Source organism: Pseudomonas sp. GW704-F2 (assembly GCF_059423025.1).
Window position 1 is genome coordinate 47,014 of the sequence record NZ_JBWKXO010000033.1, and the last position, 16,755, is coordinate 63,768.

16 protein-coding genes and 2 pseudogenes are annotated in these 16,755 nt (G+C 56.5%); 6 read left to right on the top strand and 12 right to left on the bottom strand.

Translation table 11 applies throughout. From position 1 onward, the window contains the following. The first annotated feature begins 54 nt into the window (after window positions 1–54). Window positions 55–1,710, top strand: coding sequence for a lipid IV(A) 4-amino-4-deoxy-L-arabinosyltransferase (arnT, locus tag AC07W0_RS23445; protein WP_017847535.1), 1,656 nt, complete (start codon window positions 55–57; stop codon window positions 1,708–1,710). Between the two features lie 9 nt (window positions 1,711–1,719). Next, window positions 1,720–3,237: an ArnT family glycosyltransferase gene (locus AC07W0_RS23450; RefSeq protein ID WP_046490594.1), complete on the top strand. Its 1,518-nt coding sequence runs from the start codon at window positions 1,720–1,722 to the stop codon at window positions 3,235–3,237. A gap of 23 nt (window positions 3,238–3,260) precedes the next feature. Here the strand turns inward: AC07W0_RS23450 and AC07W0_RS23455 are convergent, their stop codons facing one another. From AC07W0_RS23455 to AC07W0_RS23510, 12 genes are all read right to left on the bottom strand, one after another. After that, complete coding sequence (locus AC07W0_RS23455; protein ID WP_017847537.1) at window positions 3,261–3,974, bottom strand: AAA family ATPase; 714 nt, start codon at window positions 3,972–3,974, stop codon at window positions 3,261–3,263. Next, window positions 3,974–4,717, bottom strand: coding sequence for a hypothetical protein (locus tag AC07W0_RS23460; protein WP_046490596.1), 744 nt, complete (start codon window positions 4,715–4,717; stop codon window positions 3,974–3,976). The genes AC07W0_RS23455 and AC07W0_RS23460 overlap by 1 nt, the downstream gene beginning before the upstream one ends. Before the next feature lie 8 nt (window positions 4,718–4,725). After that, window positions 4,726–5,928: a YcaO-like family protein gene (locus AC07W0_RS23465; protein WP_173677845.1), complete on the bottom strand. Its 1,203-nt coding sequence runs from the start codon at window positions 5,926–5,928 to the stop codon at window positions 4,726–4,728. Next, window positions 5,915–6,721 carry a SagB/ThcOx family dehydrogenase gene (locus AC07W0_RS23470; protein ID WP_046490599.1) on the bottom strand — a complete coding sequence of 269 codons (807 nt, stop codon included), beginning with the start codon at window positions 6,719–6,721 and terminating at the stop codon, window positions 5,915–5,917. The genes AC07W0_RS23465 and AC07W0_RS23470 overlap by 14 nt, the downstream gene beginning before the upstream one ends. Then, complete coding sequence (locus tag AC07W0_RS23475; RefSeq protein WP_256351057.1) at window positions 6,718–7,578, bottom strand: McbB family protein; 861 nt, start codon at window positions 7,576–7,578, stop codon at window positions 6,718–6,720. The genes AC07W0_RS23470 and AC07W0_RS23475 overlap by 4 nt, the downstream gene beginning before the upstream one ends. Window positions 7,579–7,643: 65 nt before the next feature. After that, the gene (locus AC07W0_RS23480; protein ID WP_155678151.1) at window positions 7,644–7,847 is read right to left on the bottom strand and encodes a hypothetical protein; all 204 of its coding nucleotides are present in this window, start codon (window positions 7,845–7,847) and stop codon (window positions 7,644–7,646) included. Window positions 7,848–8,614: 767 nt separating this feature from the next. Beyond that, complete coding sequence (locus AC07W0_RS23485) at window positions 8,615–9,547, bottom strand: pyridoxamine 5'-phosphate oxidase family protein (protein ID WP_102618815.1); 933 nt, start codon at window positions 9,545–9,547, stop codon at window positions 8,615–8,617. Between the two features lie 79 nt (window positions 9,548–9,626). Beyond that, a complete protein-coding gene (locus AC07W0_RS23490) occupies window positions 9,627–10,511 on the bottom strand; it encodes a LysR substrate-binding domain-containing protein (RefSeq protein ID WP_046490603.1) in 885 nt (294 codons plus the stop codon). Continuing rightward, window positions 10,511–11,431 carry a LysR family transcriptional regulator gene (locus AC07W0_RS23495; protein ID WP_102618816.1) on the bottom strand — a complete coding sequence of 307 codons (921 nt, stop codon included), beginning with the start codon at window positions 11,429–11,431 and terminating at the stop codon, window positions 10,511–10,513. The genes AC07W0_RS23490 and AC07W0_RS23495 overlap by 1 nt, the downstream gene beginning before the upstream one ends. 18 nt (window positions 11,432–11,449) lie before the next feature. Continuing rightward, window positions 11,450–12,082: a glutathione S-transferase family protein gene (locus tag AC07W0_RS23500; protein WP_102618817.1), complete on the bottom strand. Its 633-nt coding sequence runs from the start codon at window positions 12,080–12,082 to the stop codon at window positions 11,450–11,452. A gap of 132 nt (window positions 12,083–12,214) precedes the next feature. Beyond that, window positions 12,215–13,006, bottom strand: coding sequence for an ABC transporter permease (locus AC07W0_RS23505; RefSeq protein ID WP_017847549.1), 792 nt, complete (start codon window positions 13,004–13,006; stop codon window positions 12,215–12,217). Then, the gene (locus tag AC07W0_RS23510) at window positions 13,003–13,680 is read right to left on the bottom strand and encodes an ABC transporter ATP-binding protein (protein ID WP_046490630.1); all 678 of its coding nucleotides are present in this window, start codon (window positions 13,678–13,680) and stop codon (window positions 13,003–13,005) included. The genes AC07W0_RS23505 and AC07W0_RS23510 overlap by 4 nt, the downstream gene beginning before the upstream one ends. Before the next feature lie 256 nt (window positions 13,681–13,936). Here AC07W0_RS23510 and AC07W0_RS23515 point away from each other — a divergent pair, with 256 nt between their 5' ends. The 4 genes and pseudogenes from AC07W0_RS23515 to AC07W0_RS23530 form a co-directional block, all read left to right on the top strand. Beyond that, the gene (locus tag AC07W0_RS23515) at window positions 13,937–15,142 is read left to right on the top strand and encodes a DUF1835 domain-containing protein (RefSeq protein ID WP_102618818.1); all 1,206 of its coding nucleotides are present in this window, start codon (window positions 13,937–13,939) and stop codon (window positions 15,140–15,142) included. A 188-nt stretch (window positions 15,143–15,330) separates the two neighbouring features. Further along, a pseudogene (locus AC07W0_RS23520) lies at window positions 15,331–15,531 on the top strand (IS5/IS1182 family transposase); the annotation flags it as partial. 353 nt (window positions 15,532–15,884) lie between these two features. Continuing rightward, window positions 15,885–16,214 carry a hypothetical protein gene (locus AC07W0_RS23525; RefSeq protein WP_102618819.1) on the top strand — a complete coding sequence of 110 codons (330 nt, stop codon included), beginning with the start codon at window positions 15,885–15,887 and terminating at the stop codon, window positions 16,212–16,214. 51 nt (window positions 16,215–16,265) lie between these two features. Then, a pseudogene (locus AC07W0_RS23530) lies at window positions 16,266–16,755 on the top strand (transposase); the annotation flags it as partial.

Genomic DNA, 16,755 nt, shown 5'->3' on the forward strand with positions numbered 1-16,755 from the left:
CACTTTTTCCTTATATCCTTTTCCTGCACTTAAACGTCAAGGAGCGACGTTCGCATGACCCGATTCAAACCCCTTCCCTTACTGCTACTGGCCTTCGTCGCGTTTTATCTCCTGCCCCTGGGCCTGCACGGTCTATGGATACCCGATGAAACCCGCTACGCCCAGATCAGCCAGGAAATGCTCATGAGCGGCAATTGGACCGCACCGCATTTCATGGGCGTGCGTTATTTTGAAAAACCCGCCGCCGGCTACTGGCTGATCGCCCTCGGTCAGGCGGTGTTTGGCCAGAACCTGTTCGGTGTGCGGATCGCCTCGGCGTTGACCGGCGGCCTGAGCGTGCTGCTGGCCTACCTGATCGCCCGCCGCCTGTGGAACGACCCGCGCAAAAGCTTCGCCTGCGCCCTGCTCTACTTGAGCTTCGGCCTGGTGGCGGGGCAAGCCGGCTACTCCAATCTTGATCCGCAGTTCACCTTCTGGGTCAACCTCAGCCTGGTAGCGCTGTGGTTTGCCCTCGACAGCCGCACCCCGCGAGCCCGACTCGGCGCTTGGGCCGTGCTGGGGCTGGCCTGCGCGATGGGCTTCATGACCAAGGGCTTCCTCGCGTGGCTGCTGCCGGTACTGATTGCCGTGCCTTATATGCTCTGGCAGCGGCGCCTGGGTGAGTTGCTGCGGTACGGCCCGCTGGCGATCGTCGTGGCAGTCCTGGTGTGCCTGCCGTGGGTGTGGGCGGTCCATGTGCAGGAGCCTGACTACTGGAATTTCTTCTTCTGGCACGAGCACATCCGCCGTTTTGCTTCGGGCACTGCACAACATGCGCGGCCGTGGTGGTTCTTCCTGCCGATCATGGTCGTCTCGTGCCTGCCCTGGGCGGGGTTGCTACCGACCACGCTGCACCAGACCTGGAAAGAAAAGCGCCAACCGGCGACGGCCTTTCTCGCCCTGTGGATGCTGCTGCCGCTGGGTTTCTTCAGCCTGAGCAGCGGCAAGCTGCCGACCTACATCATGCCGTGCCTGTTACCGCTGGCGTTGTTGATGGGGCATGCCTTGATTGATGCGATACAGCAGGGCAAAACCCGCGCGATCTGCATCAACGGCCTGCTCAACTTCGTGCTTGGCATGGCCGCGATGGTGACGTTGATCTGTCTGCAGATCGGCGACCCGCTGTACGGCAACAGCCACGCGGAGATGTTCAGCCTGTCGTTGACCTTCATTGTGCTGCTGGGCTGGGTGCTGACCAACCTGCTGCAAGCCTTTCGCCCGCTGACACTCTGGGCGACGCCGGCCCTGGGCATCGGTTTGCTGGTGCTACTCCTGCCAGCGGGCATGCCGGCGCGGATATCGAATAACGAAATGCCCGATCAGTTCGTGCTTGAACACCTGGAAGAATTGCAGCAAACCCAAGCACTGCTGAGCAACGAGTTAGGCTCGGCATCCGCACTGGCCTGGCGCCTGAACCGGTCGGATGTCGCGTTTTATGACACCGAAGGCGAGCTGCAATATGGCCTGCAATACCCAGATACCATACAGCGCAAGGTCGGGCTGGATGACGTCCAGTCGTGGCTGGCCGAAGCCCGCCGCCAAGGCGCGGTCGGGGTGCTGATGCGCGTCAGGAGCACCAGCGAACACCTTGAGGAAGGGCAACTGCCACCCGGCGGCAAGCGCTATCGCAAGGGCGACCTGGTGCTCACCCTTTATCCAAAACTCCCTTAGGAACCGTCCATGAGTGTCTGGAAAACCGAACGTGGCGCCCTGCTGCTATTGCTGGGCGTGTCGGCCCTGCTCCTGCTGCTGGGCCTGGGCAGTCGCGACCTATGGGGGCCCGAAACCCGTTGGGCGAACATCGTCGTGCAGATGCTGCAAAGCGGTGACTACTTCGATCCGTACCTCAAAGGCACGCCGTATTACGACAAGCCTTTGCCCTCCTACTGGCTGATCAGCGGGTTTGCCAACCTGATGGGCGGCCTGGGGCCGTGGTCGCTGCGCCTGTCGTCGGTGATTGCCGGATGGTTGAGCATCTGGCTGGTGTACCTGATCGGCGAGCGCCTGTTTCGCAAAGGCACCGGGCTGATTGCCGGGTGGATGCTCGCCACCACCTTCTACTTTCTGTTCTGGGCGCGCGTGGCCACGGCGGATGTGCTCACGGTGTGCGGTGTGCTGGCGGCGGTGTGGTGGTACTGGCGAGGGCCGGATGACACACGGCTGTGGCGCTACACGGTGTTTTTCCTGCTGTTGGCCGCGACCTCGCTGTTCAAGGGTTTGATCGGTTTTGTGCTGCCGGGCCTGGTGCTGCTGCCGCATCTGCTCAGCGAGCACCGCTACAAACGTCACCTCAACCTGCGCCTGGTGCTGGCCCTGTTGATTGCCGCCGGGTGCTATGCCATCCCCTTCGTGCTGTCGCACTTCTACGGAGCGCCGACCTACGGCGAAAGCGGCCTGGCCCTGGTATTCCGCGAAAACGTCGTGCGTTTCTTCGACCCCTTCGACCACATGGGGCCGATCTACACCTATCTGATCTACCTGCCCGCCTACACCCTGCCCTGGGCACCGTGCTGGTTGCTCGGCCTGTGGCTGGCCGTGCGGCATTGGCGCCAGACCCCGCCCAACGTGCGCTGGCTGGTATGGGGCCTGGGCCTGCTGTTCGTGTTCTTCACCGCCAGCGGCAGCCGCCGCAGTTACTACGTGCTGCCGCTGGTCCCGTTCGCCCAGTTGCTGGGAGCCTGGTGGCTGAGCGAACGGCTGGCGAAAAAAACCGCCAGCTGGCCGCGCTGGCAGAAAGGCTTTGGCATTGCCGCCGCACTGATGCTGTTGGTGCTCGGCGTGGTGTACCCGTGGACCAACGGCAACGGCGGCGTGACGCGTCTCGTCGAGGACGTGCAAGCTCAAGCCGAGAAGACCGCGCCATGGAACCAATGGCAAATGGTGCTGGTGGAAGTCGATAACAAACTGCCGATGTACCTGCAAAACGGCGGTCAGCCGTTCTACTACGTCGCCGAAACCCAGGACTTCCCCCGCCAGGGCGACAGCGCTGCGTTCATGACCTGGCTGGAACACACCAGCGGCCGCCGCTTCGATCCGCAACACACGATTATCATCGCGCAGTACTCCAAGGACGATCCCACGCCCCTGGCCTACCTGGGCGCGGATCATCAGGTGATCACCACCCAGCCTGACAATGGCGAGCGGCTGTTTCACCAGCGTGCGGGGGGGAGCGTGGCGTTTATCCCGATGAGGAAATAACCGGGCTTCACGAGTGCCTGCCTTTAACCTTTTGGCAGGCTCGCCGCATGAATAAATGCCTCATCCAAACTGGATGCACCATATGCGTTCATGAAACCCTGCGCATCAGTGAAGCGATTGAAACGCTGCTGACTCAGCATGTAAAAGTCATCGCAGTGAGCAACGATCTCATCGACGTTATGCGATGAAACTAAAACAGCGACACCTTCTGCAGCAGCCCCCTCCAGGCATTTCCAGATGTGATAACGAAACTCAGGGTCGACACCTGCGGTGGGCTCATCCAGTATCACCAGATCTGCGTTAACGGAAAGTAGGGATAATGTAAAAAACCATCGCTTTTCTCCGTAACTGCAAAGGGAGGATTTTTTCTTCCATATTTCACAATAGCGTTCAGCTATCCCCGGACTCCATTTCTCAATTTTTTCCAGCGCGTGCTTTTGTGTGACTTTTGTATCGGAGCAAAATAGCATCATCATCTTAAAAACATCAAACATACGCAGCACCGGCGGCGTAGCAATGATTTGCGATAGATAAAGCAGCCTTGAGAACGAATTAGATATCTCACCGGAGTTTATTTTTTTCAGACGACACACCGCATCAAAAAAAGTCGTTTTACCAGAACCATTAGGTCCTAACAGGCCTGAGATCGATCCAGCCTCGATCGTCAATGACGCGTTTTCAAACACGACATGACGCGCGTACTTGATACCAAGTGATTTTACGACAAGCCGCTTCATCAATAACGACTCCAAACTGGGTTAATGCGCAAAAAACGTAAGGTTGTCAAAAATGAAAGAATAAAAAAACACATAACCGCTATAACAAGGAGTAAACATTCGGCGACACCGACCAATATAATCCGATTAGCCCACCACATCGGGTTGAGAAACCTAATCACTTCAAATAGCGGGTGAGACGAATTCATACCGACAATTCCGAGTGCCAGCATCAGGAAAGACAATATAGAGAACAGCGTGTTGGCATTTTGAAAGCCTATCGGAATCAACGTCAACAGAAGCGAGGGAATGGAAAACAGGAGAAAGCATATATAGAACCTTGCAAGAACAGTAAGAAACTCAGCCACCTCCATCACACCAAAGTAATTTCGCGTAAACACATAAAAAGCTGAGCAATAGACAATTGACATAACAGAATAGGCAAAAAATTGCCCGACAAGAAAGACAGCCTTTGTACGCCAGGTATATACGAAAGACCTTAGAAAGCCACTCTCTCTTCTCCCCACTATATAAAAAGCCAAGCCAAAGAGAGCAACACTCGACGATACGAACGCATAAAACCACGAGGTACTATCCAGATAACTTTTAGGCACTTCGCCACCACCCGCCCTAGCATAGTTTATCAAATAGAAAGTTACCGCAGGAGATATAACGATCCAAAACAGGGCGACGGGCTCCTTTAACTGCTCTTTAATAAATAGTCCCGCCAACAAAAACGGCTTATACAAAGGGTAGTATTTCATCACTCACCTCAGGGAAACGGCACCATTTTCTCCAAGCGTGACGGCAGTATCGCGCCAGCAAATTCCTTGGAGTACTTATTGCTCAGATTTATATTTTGTGAATTGTTCATATGAAGAAAAAGATCAGGCGAAACGTATTTACTAAAAACACAGCCAACACCATTAACCATCGAACGCCTTACATAAAAATAACCTAAAACACCCTGTTCATTTAACGCAGACAAAAAACCGGGCAACGTAAACTCCACCGGCGATACCGACCTCTTTCCGTCAGCAACAACCTGAACATCAATAATTTCCTGATACGTTTTATATAAATTACATTCTAAAAAATATCGTAAATAGTAGTCCTCAATCCGTTTCTCATCAGAATCAACAGACTTAAACAAATCCATAAATCGATAAGTTTGCCAAAGCTCCAGTATTGATTTTTCAAGCGCATCACTAAGCGTCGCCGAATAGGACATTCCTGCGCAATAATTCACATGATGATTTTCCTTGCTTTGGCCATACACAACCAATATGCAAACACCCGGAAATCTAGCATCAGAAATATCAAACACCGAGATCTCACCCGCAGAAATAAGAGCATGATATAAGTGCCTGATTTTTTTGCACGACAATAGCTCTAACGCTCGATCAGTGGACACTACGGAGCGACATTTTTTCGTCAACCAAAACCTTACAAGGAATTGCCGCTCAAGATACTCCTTCACGGCGCCTAAAAAAGCTAAATTGGGGCACCAATGGAAACTGCACCCACAGGTATCTCTCAGCGGATAAATAAAATTATCATCATCAAGACCATATGAAGAAAGAGAAATACAGACTGTGGGAATCAAGCACATAGAGAAATCTAGAGCTCTCACAACCTTACTTAAAGTAAATTTATGCTCTTCAACCTCCCTAATAGAAACTTTTCTAGATGCCGTCTGAATAAACGCACGGGCAAAGCTATTAACTTCTGCGCCCGTCAATGACTCACTGAGAAAACCATACTTACTCGAAAGAATTTCTCTATAAAAATGACGACGTTCAAAATATTCACCTAAGGCAGTTTTGATTGAATTCGAACCTCCCCCCACGCCGGACCCATTTACCGATAGCGCATCAGATACTTCTACAGAGTGTGGTAACGCGAGCAATCCTGCGGGCTGAAACAGCAATGAACCAGGCAGGTCTGGCTTCTGCATTAAATTAATAACTTTCATGCTGCCTGCCTATAAAATGAACACACATAGGAAAGAACAGGGCTGGATTCAACCCTAGCACCTTACAAAGCATAGAATCTGTATACGCAGACCAGAGTCGGCATGCCAGTCCCAGAGATTTAGCTTGGAGTTCCACCAGCATGTAAATTGAGCCAATTTCCATCAGCGCCATTCGGTAGCCACGATACCGGTACTTGAACAAGTTCTTCGGCATATAGGCAACGTAAATCAGAGCCAAACTGGGGCTGCCAATATCATTGGGCGGAGTCAGGATGGCCGCTTTGAGTTTTTCAAGATCAGTCTCAACCTGCATCACTTCAAACCTTCTAGACTTTGGAAGTAAATGCAGAATCTTTCCCGCACCCGGCCAGGTACTACATTCATTAGAAAGAGAACAAAGAAAAACTTCGGCCGGGTAAAGCGCCCCACCACTTGGATAGCCCCTCTTGTAAGATTCCGTATTCATTGATAGCAATGGACTAACCAACTTTTCGACGTCTGCAAACTCCAACTCTCCTGGCACAAATCTCTCACAAGACTCATTTCGGCATAGCAGCCCTTTCCTGTGTTCATCGGAGAGCTTTAGTTCAACCGTCAAATCCATGTCAGGATAGAGAACCAATTCGTTCCCTGTTAATTGTGCAAGATGCCCCTCATCCAGAAAATGCAAGCTGGTGTGATGTTGAAATGCCTTATGGAGAGTAAAATTACCCTTACTATGAAATTCAAGTACCTCTTCATAGACCGACGCATCTATAAACCTGAGATAATAATCATGCGGGACTTTTTTCATATTTCCGCCCCCAAACAATCACACATATACCAGTGCGAGTTCGGCTCTTCAAAAATCCTACCATCACTTAACTGGAGGTATGTCGCATACAGAATATTATCCTGATACTTGCGCACCATGCCAACATCAGTAAAAAACTTAACGTTCCTGACTATAGCACCGATCACAATCAATTCTTGATAAAGACTTAATGCCTTGAAAGGCACACTGACATGCTTTCCTTTACAAAATGCCAGAACGCTTGCCCAGTTATTTTTAGAATGCGTAACAGACTCATTATTGACCAGCCTGTCAACGGTGCAAAAATGGCAAGGATTTCCGATTTCTGCAATATATGGCTGTCCTATACAAAAAAAACCACCCATCGGCCAACAAACGCTAATAGCACTTTGTGGCGAAGCTTTCGCCAAATCAAAATGCAGCTTCTTTATAGAATCATATTCATAACCATAACATATCAACACCACAAAACATCTGCCGCCTCTAACGGACTCAACGACGTCGTTTGAAAACTCTTTGAACTCTAAAACCCCAGAAAACTCCTGCCTAAAAACATCCTCAAAAAAGCCTTTCCTTCCCAAAGAGTGCACAACCACTGTCTTTTCAAAATATAATTCCTCAACAGCGCCAAAAGGAATGATCCCCTTCAAAAATTCAAACGCACTGTTTGCCTCCAGACCATTTTCAGAAAGTACCTCGTCCACATCGTCCTTGGTCATAACACTCGACAGTTTAAGCTGCCGAAGTGCTTTCAGCAGCGGTTGCGAGTGCACCTTTGAAACACCCATATCAGAGATAATTAAGCTTTCCGTTTCAAAATTCAAAATTTCATAGTTAGGTATGGTTATATTCATCATGCATTCCCCTGTAGAGGTTTTCTAGCCTCCGCCGGAAAACCTCGTTAAGTGGGTGACGGTTAAATTTACTCACTCGTCGGTTGTTGCTCGGTTATTGAATTGTGACCACACCCACCACTACCGCCGTTGCATCCACCGCCGCCTCCACATCCACCGCTTCCGCCGCACCCACCCTGGCTTCCTGATGCGCCGGCGTTACCTGCATACGGATTGAACCCGTACTCATTATCAAAACTAAAAAACAGCTCTCCAAACTCTTCACTTTTCATCTCAATTCTCCTGAGTCCACACAGATACTATCTTTGCCCACTTATAAACAAGTGACGATAGCAATCTAGCTTTCCTGGAAAAAAATGCAATTTTTGCATACTTCATAATGTAGGAAAATTTACCAACGACTTTAGGAAAGCTCCTTCATAAAAATCAGAAAACAAATAACTCTACGTAAGATAAAAAATCGCTACCCACGCTGAACAGGAACACTTAACCCTCGCAGAATTAATACCTTACGAAGCCTCAACCTGCACATATAACTTTTATTTTAATCCAGGACGAGCGTGTAGGACGCAGAACACATTCAAAGAATTTTATAAGAGAATCCGACATACGGTCTAACTTCAACTATTCGCCATATGTTCTTAGAGGAAAGGTCTGCGCGTTTTTTGCTGATCGAACCGGGATTCGGGCGGCGGAATAGTGATGCTCATCGGCGCTTTCCATTATGTTGCAGGGAAAACTCGGTGGTGGTGTCGATACTCTGGGACAAGGGCAGCAAAAACAGCGTCGCCGTACTCAGCAGAATTCCCGGGAAAGATGGCAAATCGCGCTGGCTATTGAAGCGGATCAACACCGAATAATCCCCTGCCTTGCCCCGGCCGGTTTCGACACTGTGAAACACCCCGGTTTCGCGTAACCGGTTACGAATTTACGCGGCATTCAGCGAGTCGTCGACCATGACATGGATCGGCTTGAGGTAGTCCTGACCGTCGGGCAACGTCCGCTCGGGCAGGGTATTGGTGGTCGCACAGCCAGTGCCCTACCAACGCCCCGTCGCCAAGCTGTACGGCGAAAACTCCGCAAACCGCCACCTCAACGCCAACGCCGCCGGGCGGCGCACCACCTGTTCCACCGTGACCGTCCACAACCGCTGCGCACCCTCGAACCGCGCCACCTCGGGGCCGTTGAGGATCAACGAAGTGCGCCCGGCCAGGTGCATCACGTCGCCCGATGCAAAGTCGATGAACAACAACCCCGCCACCGGGTTGGCGTGCAGGTTGCCCAGGGTGTTGAAGAACAGGTTGCCGGCAAAGTCGGGGATGGTCAGCACGTCGCCCTCCACACGCACGAAGCCGCGGTTGCCGCCGCGATGGGAGACGTCCACCGAGCGTTCGCCGTCGATGTCCACATAACTGGCGACGAAGAACGTGTCGGCGTTGCGGATCATTGCGCGCGCGGCGTCATCCAGGCGGTTGCTGCGCTCGGCCACGCCCCCGGGTTGACGGGCGATCCCATCGACAGGGCGCAGTTGGATGTATTTGGGGCAATTGCCGAAGGTCTGGACCACATCGACCGCAAACCCCTCGGCATCCAGCGCGCCAACCCGACCATTCAGGCGATTGCGGCGGCGCGTGTCGAGGTCGATGCCGAGCAAGCCGACGGCGGCCCCTGGCTGCAGGGCCGAGCGCGCCGGGTCGCCGCTGCCAGGCAGGCTGTCGATCTGCAAGGTGTACGGGTCGGGTGAATGGGCAAACCCCGGCGCGCCTTCGATCATCGTCGCCCAGGGCATGCCGTGCGCGTCCACCACGCCGAGCATCAGGTACGGCAACAGCGGATAGAACCCCCGGTGTTGCTCGGGCAGATGATCGCGGATCACCTTGGCGCCAATCATGTCCATACGCTCGGCGGCGCCGGCGCTGGCTTGCATCTGCCGTTCGCCGGCGTGCCAGGGGGAGTGTTCGATCAGGTTCATGGCGATCACCTCGTGTCAGATAGCCAGATGCTGCGCCCCGCCACGCGGCGAGAGAATACCCACGTTCGGCAATCGAGCATTACGCCAACTGAAATGCCGGATGCTCGCGCAACGCCGCCACGCAGTGATCGACAAAACTGCGCACGCGCATCGGCGCCTGGCGGCCTTCGCGGTAGACCACGTTGACCGGCAACGGCGCCAGTTCGTGGGCGGGCAGGACGCGGCGCAATTGCGCGCTGACCAGGTGCTCGTGAACCGGGTAGCTCAGGCACCGGATGATCCCCGCGCCATGCACGGCCGCATTGATCGCACCTTGCACCGAGGTGCAGCGCAGGCGTGTACGCGCCTTGAGGTGGGTATGGGGGAAATCCCAGTGGACCTGATCGGCGCTGGCGATCAGGCGATGCTGCTTGAGCTCGTGCGGGTGCGCGGGTTCGCCGTGGGCCGCAAGGTAATCGGGGCTGGCGCAGAGGACCTGCCGCACCTGGCCGACTGGCCGCGCGATCAGCGACGAGTTGGGCAACGCACCGACCAGGATCGCCACGTCCAGCCCCTCTTCGTGCAGGTTCGGGTAATAGTCGTGGTAGCGGGCTGTCAGGAACACATCGGGATGGCGATCCATATAACCGGCCAGGATCGGCGCCATCACATACCGGCTGAACAGAAACGGCAGGAACACCCGCAGATTGCCCTGGGCCTGCACATGTGAGCCGTTGGCCGAGGCTTCGGCGGCGTCCACGGCCGCCAGCAGGCGGACACAGTCGGCGAGGTAGGCACGGCCGGCTTCGGTGAGACGGACACCCCGCGTGCTGCGTTGCAGCAACGCCACCTGCAGACGTGCTTCCAAACGCGCCAACGCGCGCACCAGCGTCGCGCCGGACACCCGGGCGCTGCGCGCCGCCGCCGCCAGGCTCGGTTGCCCGGCCAGCGCGGCAAACAGCTGCATATCGCGATAGCGCTCCATCAGTTCGGCCGCTGCGGCGCCGGGTTCAGGCCACGGTCCTGCGCGAAATGCTGGGTGAGGAAGTCGACGAAGGTCTGCACCTTCGCCGGTACGCGGGCGCCCTTCTGGAACACCACCTGGATCGGCAGCGGCGCGGGCTCGAACGCGTCGAGGACAATCTCCAGTTCACCGGCCGCCACCGCCGCCGCCACCTGATAGGACAGCACCCGGGTCATGCCCCAGCCGATGCGCGCCAGGTTGATCGCGGCGTTGTTCGCCGTGACCACCAGGCGCGGCTCGATGGGCACCGTCAGTTCCTGCTCGCCGTCGACGAATTGCCATGCGCTGATCAATTGGCTGGCCGACGACGTAGCGATTTTGGCCTCACGCAACTGCGTGGGATGTTGCGGCCGCCCGTGCCGGTCGAGATAGCCGGGCGACGCACACACCACTCGCCGCACTTCACCGACCTGGATCGCCTGTTGCCCCGGCTCCTGCAGATGGCCGATACGCACGGCCACGTCGACACCTTCGTCGGTCATGTTCACCACGCGATCGACCAGCAAAGCGTTGATGTTCACCAGAGGAAAACGATCGAGGTACGCCCCCAGCAACGGCGCCACATACAGCTCGCCAAACAGCACCGGGGCGGTCACGGTCAGTTGGCCGCAGGGGATGGAATAACTGCCCGCCGCCGCTTCCTCGGCTTCATTCAGCTCGGCGAGGATGCGTCGACAATCTTCCAGGTAGCGCTGGCCGGCTTCGGTCAGGTGCAGGCTGCGAGTGGTGCGCGCCAGCAGTTGGGTGCCGATGCGCTGTTCCATCGCGGCAATCGCCCGGGTCACGCTGGGCGGCGAGGTTTTCAGGCGGCGTGCGGCGGCGGCGAAGCTCTCCTCCTCGGCCACCGCGAGGAACACCTGCATTTCATGAAAGCGGTCCATCGGTGTCCCTCTTGAAGGTTACTGTGATTGCAGGCCCACCGCCGTGCGTGGCATGCCGACAAACCCCGGCAAGGCTTCGATACTGGCCAGCCAGGCGCGTACTTGAGGGTAGTCGGCCAGCGACACATTGCCTTCCGGCGCGTGAGCCACGTAGGTGTAGAAAGCGATGTCGGCAATGCTCGGCTGCTCACCGACCAGGAAGCGGCTTTGGCCCAACTGCTGCTCTACCAATTGCAACAAGGCGTGGGAGCGGCTGATGGCGGCGACGGTATCGACATCCGCGCCAAACACCACCGCCAGCCGCGCGGTCGCCGGCCCGGCGTGGAGCTGACCGGCGGCGGCCGACAGCCAGCGCTGCACACGCGCCTGCCCCAGCGGGTCGCTCGGCAGCCATTGGCCGTTGCCGTACTTGCTCGCCAGGTACAGCAGAATCGCGTTGGAATCGGCGAGTACGGTGCCGTTGTCATCGATCGCCGGCACTTGGCCGAACGAGTTGATCGTGTCGACGAATTCAGCGGTTTTGTGCGCGCCTTGCTTGAGGTCGACCAGGATGAATTCGCTGGGCAGGCTCAACAGCGACAGCATCAGCTCGACCCGATGGGAATGGCCGGACAGGGGGAAACCATAGAGTTTGATCGCAGGCTGGGACATGAAAGGCTCCAAAGAAGTGGGGGTCTTGACGCCAGGCATGTTCCGCCGTGGCGCCTATCGATGGAATCACCAGGATTTACAATCGAGCATTTCACGCGGTGAAACAATCACCGACAGTCCATCGCTTGGCCGTCAGCGCTCTTGCAGCCGATCGCGCAAAAACCGATGGCTCCTGGAAAACAGGCGCCGGTAGGTGAGCAGCACCGCGCCGACCGTGCCCAACGCCGACGAAGCGGCGATCAGAAACATGATCACGATCTGGTAGCGCACCGCATCCACCGGGCTCTCGCCCGCCAGCACCTGGCCGGTCATCATGCCGGGCAGGCTGACGATGCCGACCACGGCCATCTGGTTCAGCGTCGGGATCATCCCGGCGCGCACCGCCTGGCGGATCGCTTCCTGCGCCGCTTCCCAGCGTGAGCCGCCGAGGGCGAGGATCATCTCGATGGTGTTGCGGCCCGAGGTCAGTTCCTGGGTCATGCGCTCGATGCCCAGGGACACGCCGGTCAGGGTATTGCCGAGGATCATGCCGAGGATCGGGATCGCGTACTGCGGCTCGTACCATGGGTGGATGCGAATCACCGCAAACAAGCCCACCGCCGTGACCAGCCATGAACTACCCCACACCGAGACGATGCTGTCGATCCGTTGCCCACGGTAAGTGCGCCGCCCGCGCCCCGCCGCCGACAGGCCGGCAATCAGGGTCATCGCGCACATCAGCGGCAGCACCACGTACCAATAGGCGAACGCGAACACCCAGCCCAGCAGATAACCGATCGCCAGCAGTTGCACCACGGTACGCACGGCAGCCCACAGCAACTGGCGCTCCAGGCCAAGGCGCAACGCCAGCGACAGCGCGCCGTTGATCAGGATCAGCGCGGCAGCGATGGCCATGTCCAGCGCGGTCAGGTTTTGGTAGTTCATGCTTGGGTGGCTCCGCTCAGCACACCGGCGCTCATGTGCAGGTGGATGTCACTCATGCGTTGGGCCTGTTCCAGGTCGTGGGACACCCAGACATACGCGCGGGTGGGGTCATCGGCGAACCAGGCATCGATCAGCGCTTCGACATCACGCGAGGACGCGGGGTCGAGGGCAGCGGTGGGTTCATCCAGCAACAGCACCTCGGGGTTGAGCTGCAGGGTGCGAATCAACGCCACCACCTGGGACTCGCCGCCCGACAGGTCACTGGCATTTTTTGCCAGGAAGTCCGGCGACTTGCCGGCATGCTGCAGCAGCGCGGTGACGGTCGCCAGCTCGAAATGACGTTTACGCAGGCTCTTGAGGCTGAACGGGAAACGCAGGTTGTCCAGCACGGTGCCGTCGATCAGCGCCGGGCGTTGGGACAGGTAGCAGATGCGGCTGCGGTACTCGGGAATGTCTGCGTTAGCGATCGGCCGATGATTCCACAGGACCTGCCCCGATGTGGGCGCGTCCAGCAACGCCAGTGCGCGCAGGAACACGCTCTTGCCGGAACCGGACGCGCCGGTGATCGACACGCGGTCGGCGCGGTGCAGGGCGAAGTCAGTGGGCTGGAGCAAGACCGCCTGGCGACGCTCATCCCGGCGCGCCAGGGCGCGGGTTTCGATCAGTGCGCTCACGGACGCGAGGCTCCTCATGTTTCGGTCAGGCGCAATGGTGAAGCAGGCGCGCAGGCTTTTCATAGCAAAAGTTCAAGCGATGGCGACCGGTCCCGTGGCGGGCGCCTTGCAATCACCCCCTGCCCTGCCTATATTTGCCGCCTGGCGCTCTCTACGCCACCCTCCGCGGAAAGGGCTGCGCCCAAGACAGTGAAACACTCACTCATTTCTACGACTCCCAACCTTAAAGCGGAAAAGGTGTGTGCAAGGAGCTCGTATGTCGCAACGCCGCGTATCCTCGACCACTGATGGCCGTCTCAACCTTGAGCAGCAGCGCAAGCGCGCCAAGGAACTGTTGCCGCGCCTGAAAAGCGAAAACCCAGACGCCACCTTGTCCCAGGCGCAATGGCAGATCGCCAAGCAGCTGGGTTTCAGCAGTTGGCCGCAGCTCAAGGCCCATGTCGACGCCATCGACTTCGCCGCCCGCCATCCCGATTTCGCCGCCAGCGATGAAGCCCGCACCAGCCATTGGCGCTGTGGCAACGACATTGCCCACAGCCTGCAATTGGCGGGGTTCAAGGGGCACTTCCAGATGCTCACCGACCCGCTGTGCATGGGCCCGGTTCGCGACCTGCCCCGCGAGGCATTCCGCGCCATGCGCAGCACGTTCATCAGTCACGCCTTTGCCCTGGGCGAAGCGGATGTGGCGCGCCGTGTCGCCGACGAATACAACCAACTGGAAACCTTGGCCAGCGCCGAACACAGCGTGCTGTGGTGCGAGGCGGATGCGTATGACCAACTGTTCCTGATCCGCGCCCTGGCCGCTCTTGACCAGGCACCGCGCAAGCTGGAACTGATCGAAGTGGACCGCATCCCGGGGGTAGAACGGTTTATCGGCATTGGCCAATTGGCCCCCGACGTACTGGCGTGGTTATGGCCGCAGCGGCGCCTGATCGACGACGAGGCGGTGCAGTTGGCCAAACAGGCGTGGTCGGCGTATTGCGCCAGTTCCCCGGTGCAGTGGGCGGAACTGGCCCACGGGACGCACACGGCGCTGCCCTTTCTTGCACGCGCTTTACTGCGCCAGTTGCAGGAGTTGCCCGGCAGTCAGGATGGTTTGTCACTGACCGAACGCCTGTCCCTGGCCTACATCGCCGAAGCGGGGCCGGTAGCGTTCGGGCGCGTGTATGCCGAGTTGATGGCCAAGCGCGAACCGCTGCCGTTCCTCGGCGACATGATGTTCCATGCACTGCTGCGGCCGTTGATCGACGGCGAGCATCCTTTGTTGACGGAAACCGAGGCCCATCTTGAATGGCCTCGGCGGGTGCTGGCGCTGACAGCGCTGGGGCACACCGTGCTGGGCGGCGATGCTTATTGGCTGGACCACGCCAGCCATGAACGCTGGGTCGGCGGTGTTTGCCTGAGGCCCGGCCAATCGCATTGGGCCCTTGATGAACAGCTGTCGCCGGTATGGCGGCCTTGATTCGCGGGGTGGGGGATTTCGTCCGGGCCGGACATAATATCTGTGAGGCCCAGTGCAAGGTGCTTTCAAGGTAATCACCACCGTTGATGACGACGAAGACTGGCGTCAAAAAGCGTTAAGGAAACTCTAAAAAAACTCCCAGATTTGGTGAAATACCCGCCTCGCACAAATCGAACGGTTGAGCCCCGATGAAACAGATGTCCTTCGCCGATGCCGGGTATGCCGACAAACGTAGGCAGACCCGCCATGAGCGCTTCCTGATCGAGATGGATCAGGTCGTGCCCTGGAAGGGCTTGATTGCCCTGATCGAGCCGCATTATCCGAAAGGCGAAGGCGGTCGTCCGGCGTATCCGTTGCTGGCCATGTTACGGGTTCACTTGATGCAGAACTAATGCGGACTGATCGCCCTGAAATACAGCGATCAGAGGAAAAAACCATGAATTAAAGACAGGAAAGGTCTGTTTTCGACCGACTCAGCATTTTTTGAACCTCAAGCAGCGAGGACATCAAAAATCGATGAGTACTTCAGACCTTCCCTAAGGGCTGCTGGGCTTACGTTGATGACATTGCGCCTGATCATGGCCCTGCATTCGTAAAATGCCAGAGCATCGACCAATAGAGAAACTAATACCGAAGATAGCATTACTCCATTGCAGCCGATGCTGTCTTCCAATAAAAATTTGCGCTTGTTAAATCATCCTAAGGAGCAGGAAAACAAGTCTCTTGTTAGTACTGAGCGCATATGACAGACACACCCATTTACCCGCTGCTTATTGAACAGAACCGCTCTGAAAATTACAGGGAAACACCAAAACTAGAGGCGACCCTCAAAAAGAATCTTATGAAGAAAACGCCTATCCGCACAGCACTCATATACTCTAACGCCGTACTTTTCATTTCGTTAGGAATCGCAGCGCTGCTCCTTGACGAAAACGGAACAGTGATTGCTGGCGAACAAACATTTGAAAATCCTATAGAAGCCATTATAACCAGCTCGCGAAAGTCGACCCTAAGTATAAATCAATCTTATAAAACTCACGATGCTTTACAGGAACTCTCTGTAGTGGTCTAATGAAACCGGACACCCATTTAGGCGAGAATGCTCGCCAGAACGAGGTGTCAGATGACCAAACAACGCCGTACCTTTTCCCCTGAATTCAAACGCGAGGCTGCCGACCTCGTTCTCAAGCAGGATTACAGCTTCATTGAGGCCAGCCGCTCGCTTGGTGTCGGGGAGTCGGCTTTGCGCCGATGGGTCGACCAGGTGCAACAAGAACGCACGGGCGTCACCCCGCAGAGCAAAGCGCTGACCCCGGAGCAGCAGAAAATCCAAGAGCTGGAAGCCCGAATTGCTCGCCTTGAGCGGGAAAAATCGATCTTAAAAAAGGCTACCGCGCTCTTGATGTCGGAAGATCTCGAGCGTTCGCGCTGATTGACCAGTTGAGCATCCACGAGCCGGTTGATTGGCTGTGCAAGGTGTTTGAAGTGACCCGCTCGTGCTACTACGCTCGGCGTCTCAGGCGCCGCACACCGGAAGTAGAACGCCTTCGATTGCGCAGTCGGGTGAACGAGTTGTTCACCCAAGGCCGCAGTGCTCCCGGTAGCCGTAGCAT